The following is a 25220-nucleotide window of genomic DNA, read 5'->3' on the forward strand; positions in this document are numbered from 1 at the left end:
GAGAGAAAAAAATCTGCCCGTTCAGCCTTAAGCGTTCCCTCACCCAGGCGTTGGAATGACGGGTTTCATAAGGAATGGAACATTTTTTGCTATACTCTTTTTCAAGCAGCATCTTCCAGGACTTTTCAGGACGTTTACATCGCAAGGGAGACGCCAGGATGACAGACCCCGTGAAACTACAGCAAAAGAACAGCACCGGCCTTTATATTCTGGCCCTTCTTCTCCTTGCCATGGCTATCGGAAATTTTCTCGGAATCCGGCAGATCCGAACCCATGCGGAAAACCTGATAAATGAGAGTCTTCCCCAGTGGATCCTGGCGGACAGCATCCACAGGGCCGTGGGAGAAATGGGCTATCTCATGGCAAGCTACGAGAAAAGGCCGGATCAGAAATTCTGGGATGGGGCCAGAACCGCATCGGAACACTGCATGGACACTATCCGCAAAGCCCGGAACATGGCGACACAAAAAAACAGGGTCTCCCTTGGCCAGCAGCTTCAGGAAATGGAGACGACCCTTTCCCACTATCAGGCCATCATGCAGAAATCCCGGCTTGCGGTAGAAGGGATTGCCGAACACCGCAGGGCCGTCAGACGCTCTGCCGATCTTTTCATTGAAAATATCGAGGCCTACAACACCATGCAGCAGCATGAAATGGAAAGGCAGCTGGAAGCGGCTTTCAGCAGAGAGCAGAGCATGGTACGGTTCGGGCTCAACCTGGGAAGCCCGGAAGAACTGACCATCCGCCATGAGCGGATTCAGGCAGGCAGCCGCATTCTCGCCAACGGTAACGGACTGTACGCGGAACTCTGGGAGGCTGAGGCCAACACGGATGAGGCCGCCCTCAACGCCCTTCTTCCCAGAATTCAGGATCTCCGGCAAAGCATGGCCCACCTTCTTGGTGTCACGCGGCAGCCCCAGAATCTCAAGCAGCTGCGCAGTGCCATGGTGGCGCTGGAATCCAATATTTCCGCTGTGGAAGGCCTGGTTCGTACCCGTCAGATTGCTGAAAATGCCACCAGAACACGTCAGCATGCCTATACACGCCTCCTTGCCCATGCCGAAGCCCTTTCCTCCGAAGCCCACGATCAGGCCATGGCAGGAGGCAAAGCCACCCGCAGCATTGTTGACCATGCCGCAAAAATCCCCCTCTTCCTTGGCGGTATCGGTATGGGCATAGCCCTCCTGCTCATCGCTCTCTTCAGCAGGAAGACGCATCCGCAGACCACCTGACAGACTGTCTGACCCGCACAGTACAAAACGGACACCCTGAAAAGAAAACGGACACCCGGAAGCATACAGTTCTGTATGCTTCCCTCATATTCCGGCCTTATAAAAGATGGAACATTTATTGCTAAGGGATCCTTCGGGGGCAGCAATCATCGGATGAAACGCACCTGGAGGAAAAAGCCATGTGGAACAGAATGACCTTGCGTACAAGACTGCTTGCGGGATTCGGCCTCCTGACGGCCATTGTTCTCATGATGGGCAGCGCCGCCTATCTGCATCTCAGACACATCCGCGGCAATGCAGAAGAGCTGGTAGGACAGAATCTTCCCCAGTGGGCCTTTGCCAATGCCATCTATCAGGACGCAGGCGAAACAGGCTACTTTATGGCCGCCTATGCCCAGAACCTCGAGTCCCTTTTCTGGGAGAAGGCCCTGACATCTGCTGAACGCTGCATGGAAAAAATTCAGCAGGGAAAAAAAATGGCCGATCAGGAAGGCATGGCTGAATTTGCACAACAATTGAAACGGATGGAAACCATCCTGTCCCAGTATCTGAAAATCCTCCACGAATCCCGCAATGCCGGTGATCACATTCTTGAAAACCATAAGGTCGTCAAAAAGGCTGCCTCTCTTTTTATAGAAAGCATCACAGCCTATAACAGGATGCAGAAAGAGGCCATGACCCGGCAGCTCCGGGCGGCTTTTGAGGGAAAAGCCATGCTGGGCTCAGGACTCAACCTGGCCTCGGAAGAAGAACTTCAGATACGCCATGAACGGATCCAGGCCGGCAGTGATATTCTTTCGGAAGGCAGGGCCATTTATCAGGCCCTCTGGGAAGCCGAAAGCATACGGGATACAGCCACCCTCACCCGTCTTCTCCAGGATACTCAGACCCTCCATCAGAAAACAGGGGCCCTCCTTGATGTCACACGCCAGCCCCAGAATCTGAAGCAGCTCCGCAGTGCCATGGCCTCCATGGAAGCCAACGTCAAAGCCATTCAGGCACTTGTCACGGCACGGGAGCAGGCTGCGGAAGCCAGCCACACTCAGGATCTGGCCTACAGGGAGCTGGAGACCATGGTGACCCAGATTGCGTCTCAGGCCCGTCTTGAGGCCATGGATGGAGGAAGAAAAACCCGCAGCCTTGTGGAAAACACCTTGAAAACCCTCCTCAGACTGGCCACAGGTGGCATTCTGCTGGCTGTCTTTCTCAGCTTTTTCACCATCAGAATCATCACATCGCCCATCCGCCAGACCTCTCTTCTGCTACAGAATATCGCCGAAGGTGAGGGCGATCTTACCCGGAGACTTGTCGTACACTCCCGGGATGAAATGGGCGAAATGGCGGGCTGGTTCAATCGTTTTGCCGAAAATATCCGCCAGATCATTGCCCAGATCGCCCTGAAGGCGGAAACCCTGAATACGTCAGCCCGTGGCCTGACCGCCCTTTCCATATCCATGGATGAAGAAAGCCGCAGAACCCATATCCTTTCCCGAAATACAGGCAAAGCGGTAAGCGAGACCAGCATGGATATGCAGGCCATTGCTGCGGCCATGGCCCAGGCTTCGGGCAATCTCGATGCGGTGGCCGCAGCCAGTGACGAAATGACCGCCAGCATTTCAGAAATTTCCAAGAACGCATCCCAGGCAAGAATCATTGCGGAGCAGGCTGCCCGGAGGGGCGCTTCCGCCTCCCAGCGCATGGAAAATCTCGGCCTGTCCGCCCGCAGCATCGACAAGGTGACGGAAGCCATTGAAGCCATTTCCGCCCAGATCAATCTTCTGGCCCTGAATGCCACCATTGAAGCGGCAAGGGCCGGGGAAGCCGGTCGGGGCTTTGCCGTTGTGGCCAATGAAATCAAGGAGCTGGCCCGTCAGACCGGCGAATCCACCCAGGAAATCAAGATGCGCATCGAAGAAATTCAGAAGAACAGCGAGGATTCCGGTCAGGAAATCATGGGAATCACGGAAGTGATTACTGCCATTGAAGAAATAGTAGGCAGCATCGCCGCAGCCGTTGAAGAACAGACCCTGTCCATGCGCGAAGTGGCCTCCAACATCGGAGAGGCCGCTTCGGGTATTGGCGAAGTGAATGGGCGTCTCGCCTCCGCAGCCCGGCAGGTCAATGGGGTCAGCCGGGACATGCATGAGGTGGATGAAGCCGTCAGTCGTATGGAAAGCACCAGCCGCAAGGTTCGGGAAGAAGCGGAAGGGCTTTCCCTTCTGGCTGTGGCGGTGAGAACCATGGTCGGACGTTTTAAAACCGCATCTGAGGGGAGGCGCCTGCAATGAACAGCATCGTCAGACTGGATACCCCCGATCCCTCACCGGACACCCTTGAAACCACAGACATCCAGCACCATCTCTTCGAACTTCAGGGCCGCTGGTTCGCCCTTTTTGAAGGACTCCGCCTTTCCTCGGTCTTTCAACCCATCTACAGCCCTGCCCATCAGCAGTGTGTGGGGGTTGAGGCCCTGGTGCGGGTTCAGGACAGCCAGGGAAACTTTCTGCCCCCACCCCAGCTTTTCTCGGGAAAAGACAGGCAGCGCATCGTACTGGCAGACCGCATCTGCCGCCTGCTCCATGCCAGAAATTTTTTACTCCTGAAAAGAAAGGATCTCTGGCTGTCCCTGAATCTTGCCCATGAGGTGGCCATTTATGGTCGCAGTTATGGGGTCTTCTTTCAAAAAGTCATCACGGATATGGGACTTGACCCCAGCCGGATTCTGCTGGAGGTGATGGAGCATCCCGTAGAAGATCCCCTGCTTCTGGAAAATGCCATCGCCTTTTACCGGGAAATCGGCTGTGGTATCGCCATTGATGATTTTGGTACAGGCCAATCCCACTTTGACCGGGTATGGCGTCTTTCCCCCCATATTGTAAAACTGGACAGAAATCTCATCCACAACGCTTCGGAGAATCCCCGCATCCGTCATACCTTCTGCGGCATTGTTTCCCTGTTACAGGAAAGTGGAACCCTGGTGCTGGTGGAGGGGGTCGAAAATGAAGAGGAAGCCATCATTGCCCTGGAAGCCCAGGCCGATCTGGTTCAGGGCTATTATTTTGGCCGCCCCTCAGCGCAGCCGGGTCTCCAGTTTGCCAGCTGGAGTGATCTTTACAGAAACCATCATAAAAACCTGATCCGTAAAGAAAAAGAAGCCAGGGAAAAATACAGTCTGCTGGGAGAGGCCTTTCAGAAAGCAGGCACAAAAATTTCAAAGGGACTGCCCCTGCCCCAGGCAAGCGATGAACTGATGGCCCACCCGGATGTCCTGCGCTGCTTCTGTCTCACCTCCGAAGGGCATCTTCTGGAGCCTCCGCTTTTTTCGCCCTTCACTCCTGACATCACAGACCCCTATTTTCTGCCTTTTACCCCGGGAAAAGGAAGGGACAATGTCCATAAACCCTTTCTCAAAAATGCCCTGAACCATCCCGGTGTCATCTGCCGCACCCGGCCTTACCGCTCCTTTCTTCAGGACGGACTCTGTGTCACCCTCTCCCAGCAGATCCGTACCCTGAAAGCGGGATACAGCATTGTACTCTGCTGTGATGTCAGGGAATCCTGGCTCCAGGCCTCCCCCTGAATCCCTGCCAGAATACAGCACCGGATTCATGGAAAACCTGAACATAAGGAAATGAAACATGCGTCTTTCCATCGTAAAAATGCCAGCGTTGTGGAACACGGGGAAAAAAACAACCGTCTCCTTTGCAGCCATGGTGGGAATTGTTCTTACGGTGGGTGTCACAGGATACCTTGCCGTCTCCACACTCCAGACAGAACTCCAGAATCTCGGAAAAAACCGTATTCCGGATCTGAAAGCCCTTGCCGTGCTGAACCAGCAGCGTATGACCATCCGTGGAAACAGCCTTGCCATTGCCCTCCAGCGTCACCATGACACCGTCCCCGAGGTCTATGCGGCAATCCGTGAAGAACAGCAGGAGGCATGGCGACGCATTGACAAGGCCTGGGAGGCATTGCTGGCCACTCCCCGGCAGTCTGACCGGGGAAAGATCCTCATGGAGGAAGCGGAAATCCGCTATGGAGCCTGGCGACAAATTCACCACCGCATGGATGCCATCCTGAAGCAACTCGCCGGGGAGCCGGATCCCGAACAGCGCAGAATACGGCATGCGCAGTATGCGGCCCTTCTGGATGAGGCCCTGCCCGTTTCCAGAAGCATGGCCTTCACACTGGATGCCCTGACGGACAACAATATCGCCAATACATCGGCCATGACAGAAAAGACTCTCTGGATTGCCCATCTGCTCCACAGGGGCGCCCTTCTTTCCCTTTTCATGGGAGCCGTTCTTGCCATTTCCCTTTTCTTTTTTAATCACAGGATTCGGCAGGAAGCTGCCCGAAGGCGCTGGCGGGAACACCAGATTCTGGAAAGAAGACGCGCCAATCTTCAGGCCATCTTTGACACCATACCCGTGGGCATGATCCTTCTCGACGACAGGGGAGAGGTGAGAAGGTTCAACGCCATCATTGAAGATATGGTGAAGAAGACCCTTTCCGGCTTTCTCCATCAGCAGACGGGAGACCTGCTTCACTGCATGTATGCCGTGCATGGAAAAAAGGGATGCGGCAATGGGGAGGGTTCCATCTGTTCGGAGTGCCGTATCCGTGCGGTTCTCGAATGTGTCCTTCAGACCCGAAAAGAAGTCCATGACGTGGAAAGCCGTCATATCCTTCTTGTCAACGAAGAGCCGAAAACCTTTTTTTTCCAGGTCAGTGCCGCACCTCTTTTTCTGGACGACAGGGATCATGTTCTTCTGAGCCTTTTCGATATCACGGCACACAAGGCCGCAGAGGCGGAACTGAGAAGCAGCAACACCATGCTGGAAAAAAGCATTGCCCACAGCCATCTCCTTGCCGCCAGGGCTGAAACAGCCAACATTGCCAAAAGCACCTTCCTCGCCAATATGAGCCATGAAATCCGTACCCCCATGAACGGTATCATCGGTCTTTCCGAACTCTGTCTCAGAACGGATCTTCCCCCCCTCCAGCAGGACTATCTTGAAAAAATCCACAGTTCAGCCAGATCCCTCCTGGGGATTCTCAACGATATTCTGGACATCTCAAAAATCGAGGCCGGAGAAATGGTGCTGGAAACCGTTCCTTTCCATCTGGATGATGTCCTCGAACGGCTGCGTTCCCTCTTTTCTGAAACCGCAAAGAAAAAAGGGGTCGAGCTGCTGTTCTGGCGCCATGTGGACACCCCCTGCCATCTGATGGGAGATCCCCTGCGTCTTGGACAGATTCTCACCAATCTCATCCACAATGCCATCAAATTTACCCCCTCCGGCGAGATCCTGGTACGCATCGAATGTCTCTGGCAGACCCATGAATCCGCATCCCTCTTCATTGTTGTGAAGGACACGGGGATTGGAATGAGTCCGGAGCAAAAGGAACGTATTTTTGAAGCCTTTTCCCAGGCGGATACCACGATCAGCCGCAGATTCGGCGGAACCGGACTTGGCCTCAGCATCACCCGACAGCTGATCCAGCTCATGGGCGGAGAGATCCGTGTGGAAAGTCAGCCCGAACAGGGCAGCACCTTCATGATTCACTGTGAATTTCCAAAACAGCAGGCAAAAGAAGAGGGGTTCCTCCTGCCGCCCTCCCATCTTCAGGGCTTCCGGATTCTTGTGGCAGACGACAACCCCACAGCCCGAAAAATCTTCCAGCAGTATCTTGAGGCCCTGAGCTTCCATGTGACAACCGTTTCTTCGGGTGAAGCGGCCCTTGAAGCACTGACAAGAACGGATCCTCCCTTTGATCTTGTGATACTCGATTACAGAATGCCCGGACTGAACGGTCTCGAAACTGTAAAAAAAATCCAGGAGAATCCGGCCCTTCATCCCCTCCCCAAACTGCTCCTCACCTCGGCTTTCGTGGGGCATGAAGTTCTTCTTCAGGGCCATGCAGTGGGGATCTCAGCCTTTATCTCAAAACCCGTTACATCTTCGTATCTTTTTGACATTATTATGGAAACAATGGGTTTTCCTGAAAATGAACGTTTTCTCTCCCGCCGCAGGATGGATCTCATCCCCAAAGATTTCATCTCCTTGAAAGGAGCAAGAATCCTCCTTGCCGAAGACAATGAGATCAACCAGTTTGTCGCAAACGAGCTTCTGCATCAGGCGGGTGCTCTTGTGGAGACAGTCCAGGATGGTCAGGAGGCCATTGAGATGATTTTTCAGCATCCGCCAGACTACTACGCCTGTGTTCTCATGGATATTCAGATGCCTGTTCTTGATGGGTATGAGGCGACACGGATTATCCGGCAGCATCCTGATTTTACCAGGCTGCCAATCTTTGCCCTCACGGCCAATGCCATGCTGGACGACCGGGAACTCGCCCTCGCTTCAGGAATGAGCGATTACATTGTGAAGCCCATCAACCCGAAAGATCTTTTCTCCCGTCTCAGAAAATGGCTGGATCCGCCAAAAAACTGAAGGCTTTACCAATATGATTTTTTTCCCATGAAACAGGAGGAACTGGCAGATCCCTATCCTGAAAACAACTTACCGGATTGTTTTCCATTGTGGTATAAGAGAACCATGCTCAGCCACCTGCCAGCCCCATGGTTATACCGTTCCTGAGGGCTTCAACAATTCAGCACAAAAGGAGTGCGGAACCATGACAAGAGATCCTGCTCACAAAAGGCATGGTCTGTGGACTACGGGGAAAAAAACCACCGCAGCTTTCATGACCATGATCGGGATCGTATTCCTTGTGAGTATCGGCGGATATCTTGCCGTACAAATCCTTCAGGCCGAACTGCAAAATCTGGGAGAAAAACGTATCCCGGATCTGCGTGCCCTCTCCACCCTGAATCAGCAGCGCATGGCCATCCGGGGAGACGTCTTTGCCATTGCCCTCCTCCAGCATCAGAACGCATCCCCGGAAGCCTATGATGCCATCCGGCAGCATCAGCAGGAATCCTGGAAACAGATTGACGCGGCATGGACAGACCTGCTCGCCATCCCCAGACAGTCACAGAGGGGAAAAGAGCTGATGGAAGAGACGGTGGTGGCCTACGGTGCCTGGCGCGAGATTCACAGAAAAATGGATCAGGTCGTCAGGGAACTGGTTCACACCAGAGACAGGGATCAGAACGAAAAGCTCCATGCCCGGTATACGGCCCTCATCCGTGAGGCCCTTCCCCTTTCCAATGCCGTCACCCTTATCTTTGACGCCCTGACAGACAACAACATCGCCAACACATCAGCCATGACACAAAAAAACCGGAATATTACCCGTATCCTGCATGGCAGTGCACTGCTCTCCACTTTCCTGGGGACTGCCCTGGGCATTTTCCTCTTCTTCCTGACCCAGAAAGCCCGAAAACATGCGGCTGAAAAAAGATGGCAGGAGTATCTTACCCTGGAAAAAAGGCGGGCCAATCTTCAGGCCATCTTTGAAACCATGCCCACGGGCATGGTGCTGCTAAATGAAAGGGGAGAAGTTTGCCGCACCAATCCTGTGATCGGAAAAATGCTGCAAAAGGATCTTTCCCCCTTCCTTTTCATGCAGCCCGGAGACGTCCTGCACTGCATTCATGCCCTGGAAACAGAAAAAGGCTGCGGATATGCAGATACAGTCCACTGTTCCCAATGCCGCATCCGTGCCGTTTTTGAATGTGTGCTGGAAGGGAAAAAGGAAATCCGGGATGTGGAAGCCAGACATCGTCTTCTGGTGCAGGGGAAGGAAGAAACCTTCTTTTTCAACATCAGTGCCGCCCCCCTTTTTCTGGATGAAAGGGAGCATGTTCTGATCAGCCTTGCCGATATCACGGCCCTTAAAACCGCAGAGGCGGAACTCCGGAGCAGCAATGCCCTGCTGCAAAAAGCCATTGTCCAGACCAATCTTCTGGCACAGAAGGCGGAAGCCGCCAGCCTTGCCAAAAGCACCTTTCTTGCCAACATGCACCATGAAATCCGTACACCCATGAACACTGTCCTGGGCTTCACCGAACTCTGCCTTACAACAGAACTCAGCACCGAGCAGGAGGACTATCTGAAAAAAGTGTATCTGGCCGGAAGCACCCTCATGAACCTGCTCAACGACCTTCTGGATCTTGCGGCCCTGGACAGACAGCCGTCTCCTCATCAGCCAGAAGAAAACGGATCTTCCCCATCAGCTCCTGCATGGAAAAGGGTTTCTGAATAAAAAACGGCTCCCTTTCACCGGACGGCTGCCGGCTCAGGATGTCCCGTGTAAACCCGGACATGAAAAGACATTTCATGCCAGGATGAAGGACAGAGACACGCTCTGCCAGATCCTCCCCCCCCATCTCCGGCATGATGACATCCGTAACCAGCAGATCCACCGCATTCTCCCGCGCCAGGGTAAGGGCCTCTTCCGGACTGCTGGCGGCCAGCACCGTGTAACCCTGGTTTTTCAGCATGGATCGGGTAATCTCGAGAAAAGACTTCTCATCTTCCACCAGAAGAATCATGCCCCTGGCCCTGGCCTCATCCTGCCGGTTTAAGACCTTTTCATGGAGATCCGTCCCTCCCGTATGGCGGGGAAGCCAGATGTGAAAATCCGCCCCCTCGTCCGGTCTGCTTTCCACCTGAATGAACCCTTTATTCTGCTTCACAATCCCGTACACCGTTGCCAGCCCCAGTCCCGTTCCCTTATGTGGCGCTTTGGTCGTAAAAAAGGGATCAAAAATTTTTCCCAGTGTTTCTGCATCCATGCCACATCCATTGTCCCTCACCCTGAGCAGTACAAAGTCTCCGGCAGGCAGCAGGGAAGAAGCCCCCCTATCCCCCTGATCGCGGTTCAGATTGCAGGTCTCGATCACAATTCTGCCCGTACCCGCAATGGCGTCCCGTGCATTCACGCAAAGATTGGCAAGAATCTGATCCATCTGGGAAGGATCCAGCATGACAGGCCACAGATTGTCTCCGGGAAACCAGTCCAGAATGATATCTTCTCCGAGAAGACGGCGCATCATCTTGAGCATGGAGCTGATCACCGTGTTGATGTGAATCACTCTGGGCGAGACCGTCTGTTTGCGGGCAAAGGCCAGAAGCTGACGGGTAAGGTCTGCGGAGCGCATGGCTGCATTCTGGATTTCCTCCAGCTTCTGAACCAGGGGATTTCCCGGCTCCAGGGAGATCAGGGCCAGATCCGTATATCCCATGATAATCCCCAGCATATTGTTGAAATCATGGGCAACCCCTCCGGCAAGGCGTCCGATGGATTCCATTTTCTGGGCCTGAAGGAGCTGGGCCTGAAGCTTTTCCCTTTCGGTCTCAGACCTTTTTTCTTCACTGATATCCTGCAAGGTGGCAAAAAACAGGGGGGCCTTTCCCTCCCGGTGCTGTACCTTCCCCATGCTGCGGACATGGAGAAAACTTCCGTCTTTTTTCAGCACACGGTGGACATGGGCCGGAAGATGTTCCTGATCCAGAGCCAGCCCTTTCTCCACCCAGCCCCGGACTTCCATCGTATCCTCCGGATGCACCACCTCCCCAAACATTCTGTCACAGTCAAAAGCATCGGTTTTTTCATGGCCTAAAAGTTCGTACAGGGGCTCAGACCAGACAAGTCCTCCCGTTTCCATATCCCAGACAAGATCCCCCATTTTTGCAATACGCTGGGCCATCATGAGGCGCTGTTCACTCTCCCGAAGGGCCCTTTCCGTGGCCTCACGCAAAGCCAGCTCCTTTTCCAGCTGAAGCATTTTCTGCTCCAGTTTTTTTACCAGACGTTCGCTGTACAGCCTGAAAACCTCTCCTTCCTCGGCAGGGGCCGGTTTTGAAGCCTTTTCGCCTGAAGCCTGCCCGTCCGTAAGGGCACACACCGCCGCCATCATCTCCTGGGGTTCGCAGGGCTTTTCAATAAAACGATCCGCCCCGATTTTCAGGGCAAAAACCTCGTCTTCAGGCCCCGTGTAGGTTGCCGTATAAATAATAAAGGGAATGGCGGCCAGACGTTCATCCCCCTTTACCTTCCGGCAGAGCTGAAAACCATCCATCACCGGCATGAGAATATCGCTGATAATGAGATCCACCGTCTCTTTTTCGAGAATTTCCAGGGCCTGTGCACCATTGCCCGCCTCAAGGACTCTGTGGCCATAGGCCTTCATCAGGGTGGCAAGCACAAAGAGATTGTCCGGATAATCATCCACAATAAGAATGTTCATGTTTCCTCCCCGCCCTGCCCCTGATCCCCGTTCAGATAGCTTATAATTTCATCCACAAAGGTCTCCGGATCAATGGGCTTTTCGATATACCCCGTTGCACCGGAAGCAAGAATACGCTCCCGGTCGCCCACCATGGCATAGGAGGTGACGGAAATAATGGGCGTATCCGCAAGCTTCTCATGTTTTCTGAGGGCTTCGGCCACGGCATATCCGTCCATTTCCGGCAGCTGGATATCGAGAAGAATGGCTCCCGGCTGATGCCTGAGGGCCTCGGCGATGCCCTTGCGTCCGTTTTCCGCACCGATGACCCGGAATCCCCTTTTTTCCAGAAGAAAACGCATCATGTAAAAATTGTGTTCGTTGTCTTCGATAATGAGAAGGGTGGTACTCATGGCATGCCTCCCGTCCGTTTCGGAAACCGCACTGTAAAGGTACTGCCCTGGCCTGGACAGCTTTCCACGGAAAGCGTCCCCCCCATCATGTCCATCAGTTTACGGCAGATGAAAAGCCCAAGTCCCGTGCCTTCATGCTTGCGGGCAAGCCCCGTATCCGTCTGATAAAAGGGCGCAAACAACCGGGGAATGTCCTCTTCCTTCAGGCCGATTCCCGTATCCTGAACAGAAACGACGCAGTGCTGCCCATCCATTCTGCAAACAACCTCCACAAACCCCTTGTCCGTAAATTTCACGGCATTGCTGAGCAGATTGAGAAGGATCTGCTCCATACGACGCTGATCCGTACCGACCTCGCCCACATCTTCTGCAATCTTCACCCGCAGATCCAGGTTCTTTTTTTCCGCAAGGGGAGAGATGACACGCACCATCTTTTCAAGGGATGCGGGCAGGTCAAAAAACGAATGGGACAGCCGCAGTTCTCCGGCCTCAATTTTCGAGATATCCAGCACATCATTGATGAGAGCCAGCAGATGGCGGGCGCTGACCTGTACCATGCGCATCTGTTTCTGCTGTTCTTCGTTCAGGGGGCCGGGAAGTTCCTGCAAGAGAATACCGGTGAAACCAATGATGGAGTTGAGGGGGGTTCGAAGCTCATGGGACATGCTGGCCAGAAAGGCGGATTTCAAGCGGTCTGCGGATTCGGCCCTTTCCTTGGCCACCTGAAGCTCTTCCGTGCGCTCCTTCACCCGGGTTTCCAGACTGGCGTTCATCTCCTGCAAAGCCAGTTTCCGGCCCTTGACCTCCTCGTACATGATGTTGAGCTGCCGGTTTCTGAAAAAAAGTTCCCGTGTCCGGGCGTTGACCTGACGTTTCAGGATGAACGCCCCTGCAAGGCTGAACACAAGAATCAGTCCGGTCACAAATCCAAGCACCCTGGCCCAGGCGGGAAAAACAAAATTCACACGCTCCGAAGACCAGTGTTTCAGACTCTGATAATAAACGGACTGGTGGTTTTCCTTGAGAAGCAGAAGGTGGGTATCGATAAGGGGCAAAAGCCCCCTTCGATCTCCCGGAGAGGCCGCATAATAAAGGTTGGAGGGACTGAAAAGGATGCTGGTATCCTGAAGCCCGTGCTGTCGCGCACTCAGCACTAAAAAATTGTTGGCAATGGCCGCATCCGCAGTGCCCGCTGCTACGGCCTCGAAAATACCCGTATAATCGGGAAAGGATACCAGCTCCATTTCGATATCTGCACCATCGGCAAGCTGACGGAAGGCCCTTTCCTGCACGGAGCGTTCCAGAAGCGCGATACGTTTTCCCGAAAGATCCGGAAGGCTTTTGATCGGACTGCCCCTTGCCGTAAAAATCTGAAACCAGGAAGACATGACAGGCACCTTATGGAAGGTAAAGAGCGTCTCCCGTTCTGATGTCAGGGCCACGTCAGGCATGAGGTCAATTTCTCCCGACTCCAGCCCCTGCAGCCCCTCGGCCCAGGTTCCGGGGACATACACCAGATGCCAGCCTTCATTTTTCGCAATGTATTCAAGAATATCAATAAAAATCCCCGCAGCCTTTCCAGAGCTGTCCATAAAAACCTTGGGCGGATTCTCATAAACGCCCACCTTCAGCTCCAGGCTTTGGGACAGCGCCATTCCGGCTCCCCCATGAAAAAACAGAAGACACAGAATCAAGACCCTCAACGGGTCTCCTGTCCGTTTTCCTCCATCGGAAACCTTTCTGGATACCGGGATGTCGTGCATATGGCCTCCTGAATTCCCTGGATCACGCCTGCAATGCGAACGGACTGTAGAACGCGGAAAAAAATATGAAAAAAAGTATAAAGACCCTTGAGAAAAGAAGAAAGAAAAATTCTTCCGGCCTTGCCCCATCATCTGGAATATGCTCTATTTCCCGCCATGTGGCGGGCGCCTTCCCCATGTCCCGGCCCCCCGGAAGCTGAAAAGCGGCTGCCACCGTGCCCTGCGTCCTGACCTCAAGGATCGCAGCCCATCACTCTGCCACCCCGTCTGCTCTGAAAAAAAAGGAAACACCATGAGGGAATGGATCATTGCCCATACCTGGAAAGGAGAGGCCCTTCTTCCGGAAGAACAGATCCGCATCCGGCTGTTGATCCATGGCGACAGCCTGAAACTTTCCGTTGAAGCCCCCTTTCACGGAGATCCGCCTCCCCCGCAACAGGCGGGCAGCACGGACAGGCTCTGGGAGTATGAGGTGGTGGAACTGTTTCTCGTTGGAGAGGGGGGAGACTACCTGGAGATTGAGATGGGGCCCTACGGCCATTATCTGGTGCTGAAACTTTCAGATGTGCGCTGCGTGGAAACAGCCCATCTGCCCATGGACTTCAGGGTGGAAAGAGATGAAAAACGCTGGTGGGGAGAGGCCCGGATTCTCCGGAAATGGCTGCCCCTGTCCTGTATCCGGGCCAATGCCTTTGCCATCCACGGTACCGGGGAGAAACGTCGCTATCTCTGCGCCCATGCCATGGGAGGAAAAAGTCCGGACTTTCATCAGCCCGCATGCTTTCCCGCCTTTTCATCCGTATAACGGAAAAATCTCATACGGCCCTTGCCAGCAGCACCGCCCGCAGGGGGGCAGGCTCCCCTTCCACGGTTCTCCCGCTGTCTGCCGGATCAAGAAAATCCGCAAGGGATTCATCAAAGGCCCAGTCCGTACGGCGCTGTTCCTCCGTGGTGGTAAAGGCCAGATCCACACAGCGCACCTCCCCGAACCCCGCATGTCCCAGCCAGCGGGAAAGGCAGGACACCGTAGGCAGAAAATAGATATTCCGCATCTTGGCATACCGGCCCGCCGGAGTAAGACAAAAGGGAAACTCCCCTTCAATGACAAGGGTTTCCAGTACAAGCTCCGCGCCTGTCTTCATGTAGCGGCGCACATCCTGCAAAAAGGTGACAGGAGATTTCCTGTGATACAGAACTCCCATGCAGAAAATCACATCAAAGAAAGCCCTCATGTCCGGAAGTTCCTCAAAACCTGCGGGCAACATGAAAAGATCGGGATGGGCCGCGTAACGCTGGATCAGCTGAAACTGATAATAATAGGGCAGAAACGGTTCCACTCCCAGAGCAAAGGCGGGGTTCTGATCTGCCATACGGAAGAGATAATATCCATTGCTGGCACCAATATCGAGAATCCGCTTTCCTTCAAGACAGGGCATGGAAGGCCGTACACGCCGCCACTTCATGAAGGATCGCCATTCCGTATCCACATCCACACCAAAAAGGTAAAAAGGCCCCTTACGCCAGGGAATCAGGGCCTTCAGAACCGTATAAAAGGCCAGATGTTCCTGCTCTCCCATGTCTTCTCTTTTGCCCACACGGACACAGTCGCCATCCAGATCCAGAATCGAAGGACTGACGTCGGGAAGGGAATCAAAGGCTTCCCGCAGCATACGGGCCTGGGCATCCGACGCTGCGAGCCGGGTTTCCAGATCCGCCACCAGAGATAAAAGAGCCGTACCATAGACCCCAAGCCCCACCCGTTCTGCTTCCAGCATCAGCCTGCGCATACAGCCCCCTCCTTTACCGCCAGAAAACTGGTGAAGTGAAACCACTTCAGGTACATCTCCACCATGGAAAATCCTGCTGCTTCCAGACGTTTCAGATGGGCTTCCAGGGTTTCCGGAACCAGAACATTCTCGAGAGCCTCCCTTTTCCGGCTGATTTCCAGAGCCGAATACCCGTTGGCCGCCTTGAAACCATAGTAGATTTCCTGCTGTAGGGCAGAAAGAAAGGCTTCCCTGTGAATCACCTTTTCCGTGAGCAGAAGAATTCCGCCCGGTACAAGGGCCTTGAAGATGTTCCGGATCAGATCATCACGCAGGTGCAGGGGAAGGAATTGCAGGGTAAGGTTCATCACCACGACAGAAGCCCTTTCCAGGGGAAAAACGCCAATGTCCTCACAGCAGAGGCGGATACGCTCCCTTCCCCTGCGTACGGAAAGCCGTTTTTCATAGATTTCCAGCATGGGCGAGGAACTGTCCACAGCCACCATGGAAAAATCCAGATCCCCTGCGGCTTCAAGAAATCCCACACCAAAGTTGCCATGGGAGGAACCCAGATCATAAATCAGGGTGCCGGGCTGATAAAAACGACGGGTCAGCTGGATCTGACGGGACAGGGCCTCCTGATACAGGGGCACGGAGCGGTGCAGCATATCGTCAAAAACCGCCGCCACACTGGCATTAAAAGAAAAAGGAGAGGCACAAGCCTCTTCCGATGTAAAAATTCTGTCTGTCCCCATATCCGCTATCCTGTTTTTCATATCTTCCAAAATATGATCTGATTGCCATGCTGCTTCAGCTGTCGCTCCCATGCGCCAGCACCCAGTGCCGGGCGCCATCCTCAGGAAGTCTCCTCGGGAAGACCGGCATCGCCGGGCACTTGTCTCACGCCTTGACATTCCGGAAAGCCTTTTACTAAAATGCCCCCGGCTTGACCATGATGATTTTTAAGATCCGCTCTGACAGATGCGACCCTTTCGTGATTTTTCGCAGAAAACGGCCTGCTGTGAACCCTAAGGATGCCTCCCCCATGAAAAGATATTTGCAAGGCCACATCTACTTCTTTTTTTTACTCCTCAGCTTTTCTCTGGCAATGCCCCTGTCTGCCGCCCCCGTCCTGCACATTCCGGAAAAACTGTATACCTTTGATCCCGTACCCGAGGGCATGGGGATTGCCCACAGGTTCACCGTGTACAATACCGGGGACGAAGAATTGCGTATTCTGCGTGTTACCCCTGGCTGAGGCTGCTCCGTGGCCTCCTTTACAGGCCGTATCCCCGCCGGTGGCGAGGGACATATCGAAGTACAGGTAAAAACCCAGGGCTATGCAGGCCGTACCCTGGTGCAGGTGATTCCCGTTCAGACCAATGCTCCGGAACAGGGAGAGGTTCGCCTTGAAATCCGGGGTTTTGTCAATGCCTTTGCCCGAATGGTACCACCGACACTCAGCCTTCAGGGGCAGGCAGGCGCTGCCATCTCCCAAAGCCTGACCCTCACCCCGGATCCGGCCTTTCCCTTCAGCATCCAGGCCATACGGGCGGATAAGGGCGAAAATTTCCGCTTTTCCTTCTCTGCGGCGGAGGATGGGGCCTCTTACAGAATTTTTGCGGAAAATACCCGCAGAGAACCGGGACGGTATCTGGATACCCTGGTTGTGGAAACGGACAGTCCTGTCCGGAAACATATCCGCATCCATGTTCTGGGAGATATCCGTGCTGAAGGAGACAATCAGCCGTGAATCCGAAAAATTTCAGACCCTTTCAGAATATTGCCGTTATTGCCTTTGACTGCGACGGCGTGATGTTCGATTCCACCGAAGTCAACAAAAGCTACTACAACCGTCTGCTGGCTGCCTTCAACCTTCCGCCCATGGATGAAAAAGACTTTGCCTATGTGCACATGCATACCGTGGACGGTGCTATCCGTTACCTTTTTCAGGGCCGGGACATCCCTCTTGAAACGGTAAAGGAACGGGTGAAAGCCTTCCACTATCCGGATCTTTTTCCCCTCATGCTGGAGGAACCCTCCCTCCGGCTTCTGCTGCAAAATCTGAGACCAGAATTCAAGACCGCCGTGGCCACCAACCGTTCCAATACTCTCAGACCCCTCCTGGATTATTTCAGCCTCACCCCTCTTTTCGATCTTCTCGTCACCTCACTGGATGTGGCGAGGCCCAAACCCTGGCCCGACATGCTGGATACCCTTGTACGGCATTTCGCCATCCGGCCTGAAAACCTGCTTTACATCGGAGACTCTCCCCTGGATGCCCAGGCTGCGGCCGCTGCGGGCTGCCATTTTGTGGGTTACGGCCCCGCAGATCTGGGAGCCTCCTGCCATATCCGGAGTCTTGACCTTCTGCCCGCACTGCTGGAGAAAAAAGTGTAAGACCCTTTTCTGCCCTCAGGAACGCATCCAGGCATAAAACCGGTCTCTGAACGAAAAAAACAGCATTTTCACAACACCCCCTGCATCCAGCTTTCTGCGTTTCCAGGCAAGACGCAGCAGGGTAAGGGCAATATTCTGCGGTACGGGGGGCGGGGTGTCCTTGCGGAGAAGACGGAGGGCAGCAGCAGGGCAGGTGTCCACACAGAGACCGCAGCCGATGCAGCGTTTTTTATCGAAAAGCATCTTTTTCCCTTCTCTGGAAAAGGCCCCCATGGGACACCGCTTCATGCAGATGCCGCAGGCCGTGCAGAGATCCTTGTCCAGAAAGGCATAAAAGGGTGAAGCAACCACTTCACCGGGATTGGGCAGCTGACGAAACGTACGCAGAAGACCACAGCAGCACCCGCAACAGCAGCAGATCCATTTGACATCCCTGTCATTGCTCGGTTGCAGCACAAGACCCGCTTTGCTGGCAGATGCCAGAATCTCCCGCACCTCCTCACGGCTGGCTTTGCGGCCCGCCCCTGTCCAGCGGTAAAAATCTTCTTCTTCACCAAAATTGATGCAGGTTTCAAGGGGCCTGTCACAGGCCTCTCCCTGCATTCCCCTTTCCAGCCGACAGATACAGGGAGCCACCACAAAGGAGGTCTTGTGCTCAATGAGGGAAAAGGCCTTCTCATAGGTCAGGATCCGAAGATCCGATTCCACACTTTCCTGCACGGGAATGACCCGCATCTGGGGTGTTTTACGCCAGGTATCCGCATCCACAAGCCAGGGGACATAGGCCTCCATGGCTGCCACCAGTTCCGGGGTCAGGCGGTTCACCTGGAGTTCCCAGATCCCGACAATAAACTGGGCTGCCATGTATCGGGGGGCTTTTCCCTCTTTTTTGCTCCTGAAAATCAGGCCTTTTTCCGCCATGCCTTCCAGAAGCCGAACCGCCTCTCCAGGATCCAGTCCCGCACGAAGGCCCAGTACCTCCGACCTTTCCTCCACAAGGTTGAGGTGCAGGGCCATGGCCGCTTCCTCAGGGGTGAACAGCAGCTTCAGGATACGGATTTCCACCCCCGTTGGGGTTTCGGGAAAGCCACCGGGCTGACGGTCCAGATGGCGTGCAAGGCGTCTGTAAAGATCCAGATCGTTCATGCGGCAATCCCCGGCAGGACAGGGGGCACAGGGATATGCAGCCAGGAACAGATGATCCGGAGCAGCTCCGCCTCTTCCAGGGAAAGAATACCGTCGGATGCTGCCGTTGCCAGCAGTGCCTGAACCAGCTCCCCCTTGATGGCAAAATCCAGGGCATCCAGCACGTCAAGGGCGGTATCCATATCCCGCTCCCAGTTAAGGGGCACCTCATAGTCGGGAACATCCATGGGAAGCATACGGCTGATCCCCGAAAGAAACGCCCTGCGGGCACGGGCTTCGGAAGCGTGTCCCTGCCAGGCCAGAACGGAAAACACCTTGATCAGAGCCTCCCGGCACTGCCCTCCCCTGCATTGTCCTGTCCCTGGCCGGATCCGGGGTGCCCGGGCTTCCTCCAGCCGACGTTTGACCAAACGAAGCAGACAGTATTCAAAAACCGTCACCCGGCCATCCGCTTCCACCATCTTCTCCAGAAGATGAAAAAGCTTTTTTAAAATATTGTGATCCACCTGACGCAGGGCCGGAAAAGCGAGATCCGTCAGAGGCAGGGTCAGGAGGGGATGCAGCTTGTCCGCTTCCATCAGCACCCTTTCCACGCCTTTGCGAAAATTCTCCCCAAAATCCTCAGCAATTCTGTCCAGCTGGGCTTCCCGTGCATCCTTCTCCCTTGCCAGAAAAAGGGCAGGCAAAAGGGCAGGAACCATGGAAGCACTCCGGGCCACACGGAGCAGGGCCTCCGGTATGACGGACAGGGTCTTTTCCGCCTCCTTCAGACGCTCCGGAGCCGGTGCATCCACATCCTGCATCAGGGTGGTGGTAAAGGCGGATACCGCCAAATTTTCCTGTTTTCCCGTCAAAAAAGTCCAGGGATTCTCTGAATCGGCAAAGGCACTTACCCCTTTGGCATCCCGCTGCTCCGCAAGCCCCCCTCCCTGCCCCGCCTTCAGATCTTCCGGGGTGAACCGGGGATCAATGGCTCTGATCCGCTCTTCCAGAGGGGGATGGGTGGCCAGCATGGACATCCAGAATTTCTGGCCGCTGGCAAAGAGCATGTGGCTGATCTCCTCCCTTTCCGCAGAACGGAGATGGGACCCCGTACCCAGACCGCCAATTTTTTTCAGGGCACCTGCAATACCATCCGGATTCCGGGTAAACTGCACGGCGGAGGCATCGGCAAGAAATTCCCGCTGGCGTGACACACCGGCTTTGATGAGACGGCCAAAAAAGACACCGATATACCCCACAAGAATAAGGGCCAGCCCAAGGAGATGCCCCCCTCCTCCCTCCTTCTTGTTGCTCAGAAGGCTGCGCCTGCTGCTCGTACCGTGCAGAAGCCCCCGACCGATGACACTGATGGCCAGAATGCCGTAGAGAATCCCCATCATACGGATATTCATCCGCATATCCCCGTTCAGGATATGGGTAAATTCATGGGCAATAACGCCCTGAAGTTCATCCCGGTTCAGATGCTCGAGAGCTCCCCGGCTGACCGCCACCGCCGCATCCTCCGGCGTATAGCCTGCGGCAAAGGCATTGATACCCTTTTCCGCTTCCAGAACATAGACATGGGGCGTGGGCAGACCGGAGGCAATGGACATTTCCTCCACCACATTGCAGAGGCGCCGCAGAGTCGGATCACTGCTGTCCGGATCCACCCAGGTGCCGCCCAGGCCCACGGTCACCATATCTCCACCGCTGCGCAGTTTGGACATGCGGTACCAGCTGGCTCCGCCAATCACCAGAAGGGTGATGAGGCTGACAATACCGTGGGCCTTCAGGGAAGAAGACAATCCCGCCCCTTCCTTAAACCCTGCTTCAACAAAGGTAAAAACACAGAAAGCCACCGCAAGGTTCACGGCCAGCACAATGAGCACAACCGCAAGCAGAAAAAGAAAAATGAGCTTTCGGGTATTGCGGCGGGCACGATCCTGGTTTTCAAAAAAATTCATCCTGCGCCTCCAGGAAAAAAATCAGGAAAAAGAGACTTTGGGAGCTTTGCGCATGCTTTTTTCTTCAATCTCAAGCAGGGCTGCCGCCAGAAATCCGAATCGGGAGGCCACCACATTGGCCGGAAATTGTTCCCGGCTGACATTATAGGTCATGACACTGTCATTGTAGGCCTGACGGGCAAAGGCCACACGGTTTTCCGTGCTGCTAAGTTCCTCGGAAAGCTGTTTCATGTTCTCACTGGCCTGAAGCTGGGGATAGGATTCGGAGAGGGCCATGAAACGTCCCAGCATACCCCCAAGGCCCTGCTCCGCCACAGCGAGGGCCTGCATAGCCGCTGGATTACCGGGATCTGCCGCAGCCCTGCGCAGACCGGTGGAAGCCTGGTTTCTGGCGGCAATCACGGCTTCCAGGGTTTCCCGCTCATGGGCCATATAGGCTTTGGCCGTTTCAACGAGGTTGGGAATGAGGTCATAGCGCCGGGTAAGCTGGACATCAATCTGGGCAAAGGCATTCTGAAAACGATTTTTCAGGGTGACCAGTCTGTTGTAGGTGGCAATGACATAGATAACCACAAGGGCCAGGGCCACACCGATTCCAATGAGCCATTCCATGGAAAACTCCTTTGCTTTAAGATTTTAAAAAGACAAGAGATCCGTAACAATGCGCATATACGAGGCTACGAATTCCCTGCATGAAAATCCTTTTCTATGAGATCCGGGCAAGATCCGGAACTTTTCCCTCCCAGGGTCTGGCCCTTTCCACCTGACCCGCCAGGGCAAAAAGGGTGGCATCCTCGCACATTCTTCCCGTGAAAAGCATCCCTAAAGGAAGCCCTTCTTTTGTCCAGTGCAGGGGCAGGGACATGCCGGGAAGGCCCGTCATGTTGCCGCAGATGGTAAAGGCCATGCGGTTCAGGGTAGGAGCCGCAAAAAAACGGGCCAGACCGCTTTTCAGCAGTACCCGGCTTCCGGGAAGAAAGGAGCCTGCCACCAGCAGTTTTTCTTCCAGAGCCGAGGGCGGAATCACCCCATGGGCCGCAGGCGGGCCGATGAGGGCCGGGGTCAGCAATACGTCCCATTTTTCCAGAAAACGTCCCATTTCCAGCTGTACCCTGTGCCAGCCTTCCTTGGCCAGCACCAGATCCAGGGCGGAAAGACTCCTGCCCAGGGTGGCCATGTTCCGGGTGGCGGGTTCCAGTCTGCGTACTGCTGCCATCCCCCCCTTCTGCCTTACCTTCTCACAGAGAGCCGCCGTATGGGCGCAGACCACAACCAGAAAATCTTTCCAGAAGGTTTTCCGGTCAATGGCGGGGGAGGCCTCCTCCACATGATGCCCCAGGGATTGCAAAAGACGTACCGTGGCTTCCAGGCCTTCCAGGGCTTCGGCATCCACAGGGGCCGGTACCAGAGGACGGCTGGAAAAGGCGATGCGCAGGGGTTGAGGATCCTCCATGCTGGCCCTGAGGCAGGAGTTTTCAAGGCGGGAAACCCGGTAGGCCGCTCCCACTTCCGGCCCGGACACGGCATCCAGCATGGCGGCACTGTCACGCACGGAACGGGTGATGACATGCCCCGTCACCGCCCCCTCCCAGGGTTCACCGAACTCCGGCCCCACGGGGGTCAGGCCACGGGAAGGCTTGAACCCGAAAACTCCGCAGGAGGCCGCAGGCAGACGGATGGAGCCGCCCCCGTCATTGGCCGAGGCCAGAGGCACAATACGGGCCGCCACCGCCGCCGCAGAACCTCCGGAAGACCCGCCGCTGCTGTGCCCTTTTTTCCAGGGGTTGTGCACAGGCCCGAAGGCTTTGGGTTCCGTGGTGATGGTGAGTCCGAATTCAGGCGTACTGGTTTTTCCGAAGGGGATCAGTCCGGTTTTCAGGTAGCGGTGTACCAGCTCACTGTGGGCATCCGGCACCAGATGCACGGCCCGGCTTCCCATGCGTAAGGGTTCTCCCGCAAAATTATCCATCAGATCCTTCAGGAGAAAGGGCACACCGGCAAAGGGACCGGTGCCCAGGGGATAGGCCGCCATTTTTCTGGCCCGTTCCGAAAAGGTATGCACAAGGGCGTTGAGCTCAGGATTCAGTCCCTCAGCCCTTTTCAGCGCTGCCTCCAGTACTTCAGCCGGGGAGACCTCCCCCTTCTGCATCAGGGCCGCCAGCCCCAGGCCATCATAGTCCGCATATTCCTTGAACATAAAAAGTCTCCAGATAAGGTGAAGGGTTAAGCTGCATCCGCCTGATGCCACGCTGTCTCAACCATCAGTGCAGTGGAGGAAAAAACAGGCTTTCCGGGAGCTTGCATCCTGTCCGTGTCCGAAACAGACCATCCATCACGCCCTATTTTCTGATGAAGCTGAAAAAAGCAGGATTTTTTCTATTCATACGCAGCAGATTTCCGGGTGTCAATCCCCATGCTTCCCCCCGGAACCGGGGCTTGCAGGACAGCTTCTGCCCTTGTCTTGTCCTCCTGCAAGTGGTTCACCTCCTGCCATATTTTACGCCTTGCATCCACACACCGTCTTAACTATACTCAGATATCCAAAACAGCAGTTCCCGGCAGGGCCTGGATAGGAGAGGCTTCCTGCCCCCTCCCCCCTACACAAGGAGACGAAAAATGAAAACCAGAACCCGCCTCCCCCTCTTCACCCTTTTTCTCACCGGCCTCATGCTTATGTTTTCTTTCTCAGCCTTTGCGGACAAAACCCTGACAGCAGCTTCAGATCCCTGGCCTCCCTTTGTGGATCCCCAGCATCCCAAGGAGGGACTCAGCCTTGAAATCATCCGGGCTGCCTTCCAGACCCAGGGCTATACCATCAAAATGGAATATGTTCCCTGAGCCAGGGCCGAGCATGGTGTCAAGGAAGGCACGTATGACATCCTTGTTCCCACATGGCTGACAGCCGAACGGCAGAAATACCTCTTTTACGGTGAACCCTATGCGGTCAATGAAATCAAATTTATAAAAAGAAAAAACGATCCCTTTGAGTTTACGGGAATGGAAAGTTTAAATGGAAAAACCGTGGGCACTATACGGGGATATGGGTACGGAGATGCCTTTCTCACAGCACCCCATTTCAAAAGGGAAGAAACCAGTGATCTGATCAGCAACACCCGCAAACTCATTGCCAAACGCATTGATCTCACCCTGGAAGATGAAATTGTGGCACGGGTACGGCTGGCCCAGGAAAATCCGGACTTATTGAATGAAATTTCCTTTACCCGTAACGCCCTTTCCCGTAATACCCTTCACATTACCGTGGGCCTTAAAAATCCACGGCACAAAGAAATTGTGGCTGCTTTTAATAAGGGGCTGGCAGAAATCAAAAAAAATGGCGTCTATGCCAGAATCATGGAAAGCTATGGTATACAGGCGGACTGATCACGGGATACGGCTTTTTTTGAGATAACAGGTCTTCCCATCGTTTCCACCCTGAACCATGGGAAGGATGACTGAATCGAACTGGCAAAACTCAAAAGCCCTTCATGAGGGTTACCGGAAACGTTCAAAGGAAAATTTTTATGCAAAAACGGTCTCTAAAGCTACTTTTCATCACCTTTTCCTGTATTGCCCTTGTCGCGGGTGCTGCGGGTTTCTGGTTTTACAGTTCTCACGAACCCAACCTGGCAAAGGCTTTGGACAAGAACGCCAAAACGGTGGTGCTGGCCAACGGAGAATGGGTTCCCTATCAGGGAGAAGCCCTCCCCGGTGGTGGCTCCATGAGCCGTATTGTCCGGGCGGCATTTGAAACCCAGGGCTGGCAGGTGGAGTTTGTTTATCTCCCCTGGGCCAAAGGGCTTTCCATGACGGAAAATGTCAAAACCGATGGCACCATGCTTTACAGCTACAACGAGGAACGGGGGCAGAAATTCTTCTACAGTGATCCTGTCCTGCAACTGGATACCGTTGTCTTTTATAACCACAACAAGCCCGTGCGCTGGGAAAAGCCTGAAGACCTCAAAGGGCTGAGTCTGGGCGGTGTGGAAAAATACGACTACGGCTTCATCCGGGAAGAGGATGGCTACCACCTCATCCGCAGCCAGTCCTCGGGGGCAAACCACGAAAAGCTTGGGGAGGGACGTCTGGACGGGACTCTGGATGAGGTACTGGTGGGCCTGACTATCCTCAGAGAGAAAAACCTGAGGCATCGTATCTCTTTTCATCCCAAACCCATCAAAAGCAAAAACTACCATCTCATCCTGTCCCAAAAACATCCCAGAGCGCAGGAAATTCTTGCGGTGTTCAACCAGGGCCTGACCAGGATCAAGGAAGATGGCACCTTTATAAAAATACTTGAAGGCAATTAACAGGAAACATCGGATCAGGAATCATCATAATTGCCTGAATAATTGCCTGATGCTATGAATGATACCGGATCATCGGCAGCAGCCCCTTCTGATGGGGCTGCTGCCG

At 54.4% G+C, this 25220-nt stretch carries 21 protein-coding genes and 1 pseudogene; 13 read left to right on the top strand and 9 right to left on the bottom strand.

Going from position 1 to position 25220, the window contains the following annotated elements; genetic code table 11:
* Positions 1 to 158 precede the first annotated feature (158 nt).
* The 5 genes from BR04_RS03865 (at position 159) to BR04_RS03885 (ending at position 9407) form a co-directional block, all read left to right on the top strand.
* Positions 159 to 1232, top strand: coding sequence for a hypothetical protein (locus BR04_RS03865; protein WP_496354675.1), 1074 nt, complete (start codon positions 159 to 161; stop codon positions 1230 to 1232).
* A gap of 179 nt (positions 1233 to 1411) precedes the next feature.
* Complete coding sequence (locus BR04_RS03870) at positions 1412 to 3520, top strand: methyl-accepting chemotaxis protein (protein WP_496354676.1); 2109 nt, start codon at positions 1412 to 1414, stop codon at positions 3518 to 3520.
* Positions 3517 to 4812 carry an EAL domain-containing protein gene (locus tag BR04_RS03875; protein WP_496354677.1) on the top strand — a complete coding sequence of 432 codons (1296 nt, stop codon included), beginning with the start codon at positions 3517 to 3519 and terminating at the stop codon, positions 4810 to 4812. The genes BR04_RS03870 and BR04_RS03875 overlap by 4 nt, the downstream gene beginning before the upstream one ends.
* Before the next feature lie 58 nt (positions 4813 to 4870).
* The gene (locus tag BR04_RS03880) at positions 4871 to 7690 is read left to right on the top strand and encodes a response regulator (protein ID WP_496354678.1); all 2820 of its coding nucleotides are present in this window, start codon (positions 4871 to 4873) and stop codon (positions 7688 to 7690) included.
* 184 nt (positions 7691 to 7874) lie between these two features.
* Positions 7875 to 9407 (top strand): histidine kinase dimerization/phospho-acceptor domain-containing protein, encoded by a 1533-nt coding sequence (locus tag BR04_RS03885; protein ID WP_496354679.1) that lies wholly within the window; start codon positions 7875 to 7877, stop codon positions 9405 to 9407.
* Here the strand turns inward: BR04_RS03885 and BR04_RS03890 are convergent.
* Genes BR04_RS03890 through BR04_RS03900 form a run of 3 tightly spaced genes read right to left on the bottom strand, consistent with a single transcriptional unit; the run spans position 9298 to position 13549 of the window.
* Positions 9298 to 11394 carry a response regulator gene (locus BR04_RS03890; RefSeq protein WP_496354680.1) on the bottom strand — a complete coding sequence of 699 codons (2097 nt, stop codon included), beginning with the start codon at positions 11392 to 11394 and terminating at the stop codon, positions 9298 to 9300. The genes BR04_RS03885 and BR04_RS03890 overlap by 110 nt on opposite strands.
* A complete protein-coding gene (locus tag BR04_RS03895; protein ID WP_496354681.1) occupies positions 11391 to 11786 on the bottom strand; it encodes a response regulator in 396 nt (131 codons plus the stop codon). Before BR04_RS03895 ends, BR04_RS03890 begins: the two co-directional genes overlap by 4 nt.
* On the bottom strand, positions 11783 to 13549 hold the full coding sequence (locus tag BR04_RS03900) for an ATP-binding protein (RefSeq protein WP_496354682.1): 1767 nt from the start codon (positions 13547 to 13549) through the stop codon (positions 11783 to 11785). The genes BR04_RS03895 and BR04_RS03900 overlap by 4 nt, the downstream gene beginning before the upstream one ends.
* 292 nt (positions 13550 to 13841) lie before the next feature.
* Between BR04_RS03900 and BR04_RS03905 the strand changes: the two genes are divergently transcribed.
* Positions 13842 to 14354 (top strand): DOMON domain-containing protein, encoded by a 513-nt coding sequence (locus BR04_RS03905; protein ID WP_496354683.1) that lies wholly within the window; start codon positions 13842 to 13844, stop codon positions 14352 to 14354.
* 10 nt (positions 14355 to 14364) lie between these two features.
* On the opposite strand, the gene cmoB is transcribed toward BR04_RS03905, so the two are convergent.
* Both cmoB and cmoA read right to left on the bottom strand, forming a co-directional pair.
* The gene (gene cmoB / locus BR04_RS03910) at positions 14365 to 15336 is read right to left on the bottom strand and encodes a tRNA 5-methoxyuridine(34)/uridine 5-oxyacetic acid(34) synthase CmoB (protein ID WP_496354684.1); all 972 of its coding nucleotides are present in this window, start codon (positions 15334 to 15336) and stop codon (positions 14365 to 14367) included.
* Complete coding sequence (gene cmoA, locus BR04_RS03915) at positions 15324 to 16070, bottom strand: carboxy-S-adenosyl-L-methionine synthase CmoA (RefSeq protein ID WP_496354685.1); 747 nt, start codon at positions 16068 to 16070, stop codon at positions 15324 to 15326. The genes cmoB and cmoA overlap by 13 nt, the downstream gene beginning before the upstream one ends.
* 290 nt (positions 16071 to 16360) lie before the next feature.
* On the opposite strand from cmoA, the gene BR04_RS03920 reads away from it, so the two are divergent.
* From BR04_RS03920 to BR04_RS03930, 3 genes are read left to right on the top strand one after another with little or no spacing between them, the layout of a single operon-like run.
* The gene (locus tag BR04_RS03920; RefSeq protein ID WP_496354686.1) at positions 16361 to 16573 is read left to right on the top strand and encodes a hypothetical protein; all 213 of its coding nucleotides are present in this window, start codon (positions 16361 to 16363) and stop codon (positions 16571 to 16573) included.
* A 9-nt stretch (positions 16574 to 16582) separates the two neighbouring features.
* Positions 16583 to 17068, top strand: coding sequence for a hypothetical protein (locus tag BR04_RS03925; RefSeq protein WP_496354687.1), 486 nt, complete (start codon positions 16583 to 16585; stop codon positions 17066 to 17068).
* Complete coding sequence (locus tag BR04_RS03930; RefSeq protein WP_496354688.1) at positions 17065 to 17715, top strand: HAD family hydrolase; 651 nt, start codon at positions 17065 to 17067, stop codon at positions 17713 to 17715. Before BR04_RS03925 ends, BR04_RS03930 begins: the two co-directional genes overlap by 4 nt.
* 15 nt (positions 17716 to 17730) lie before the next feature.
* Here the strand turns inward: BR04_RS03930 and BR04_RS03935 are convergent, their stop codons facing one another.
* From BR04_RS03935 to BR04_RS03950, 4 genes are all read right to left on the bottom strand, one after another.
* Entirely contained in the window at positions 17731 to 18861 is a 1131-nt protein-coding gene (locus tag BR04_RS03935) for a 4Fe-4S binding protein (protein ID WP_496354689.1), read from the bottom strand.
* A complete protein-coding gene (locus tag BR04_RS03940) occupies positions 18858 to 20807 on the bottom strand; it encodes a M48 family metallopeptidase (RefSeq protein WP_496354690.1) in 1950 nt (649 codons plus the stop codon). The genes BR04_RS03935 and BR04_RS03940 overlap by 4 nt, the downstream gene beginning before the upstream one ends.
* Positions 20808 to 20828: 21 nt before the next feature.
* Entirely contained in the window at positions 20829 to 21419 is a 591-nt protein-coding gene (locus BR04_RS03945) for a LemA family protein (RefSeq protein ID WP_496354691.1), read from the bottom strand.
* Positions 21420 to 21513: 94 nt separating this feature from the next.
* On the bottom strand, positions 21514 to 23004 hold the full coding sequence (locus BR04_RS03950; RefSeq protein WP_496354692.1) for an amidase: 1491 nt from the start codon (positions 23002 to 23004) through the stop codon (positions 21514 to 21516).
* A 419-nt stretch (positions 23005 to 23423) separates the two neighbouring features.
* On the opposite strand from BR04_RS03950, the gene BR04_RS03955 reads away from it, so the two are divergent.
* The 4 genes and pseudogenes from BR04_RS03955 (at position 23424) to BR04_RS03970 (ending at position 25114) form a co-directional block, all read left to right on the top strand.
* Positions 23424 to 23645 carry a hypothetical protein gene (locus BR04_RS03955; RefSeq protein WP_496354693.1) on the top strand — a complete coding sequence of 74 codons (222 nt, stop codon included), beginning with the start codon at positions 23424 to 23426 and terminating at the stop codon, positions 23643 to 23645.
* 24 nt (positions 23646 to 23669) lie between these two features.
* A pseudogene (locus BR04_RS03960) lies at positions 23670 to 23762 on the top strand (hypothetical protein); the annotation flags it as partial.
* Positions 23763 to 23828: 66 nt separating this feature from the next.
* Positions 23829 to 24188, top strand: a complete 360-nt coding sequence (locus tag BR04_RS03965) for a substrate-binding periplasmic protein (RefSeq protein WP_496354694.1) — start codon at positions 23829 to 23831, stop codon at positions 24186 to 24188.
* A 140-nt stretch (positions 24189 to 24328) separates the two neighbouring features.
* Positions 24329 to 25114 carry a substrate-binding periplasmic protein gene (locus tag BR04_RS03970; RefSeq protein ID WP_496354695.1) on the top strand — a complete coding sequence of 262 codons (786 nt, stop codon included), beginning with the start codon at positions 24329 to 24331 and terminating at the stop codon, positions 25112 to 25114.
* The last annotated feature ends 106 nt before the right edge of the window (positions 25115 to 25220 follow it).

This window comes from Desulfobotulus sapovorans DSM 2055, assembly GCF_059569355.1.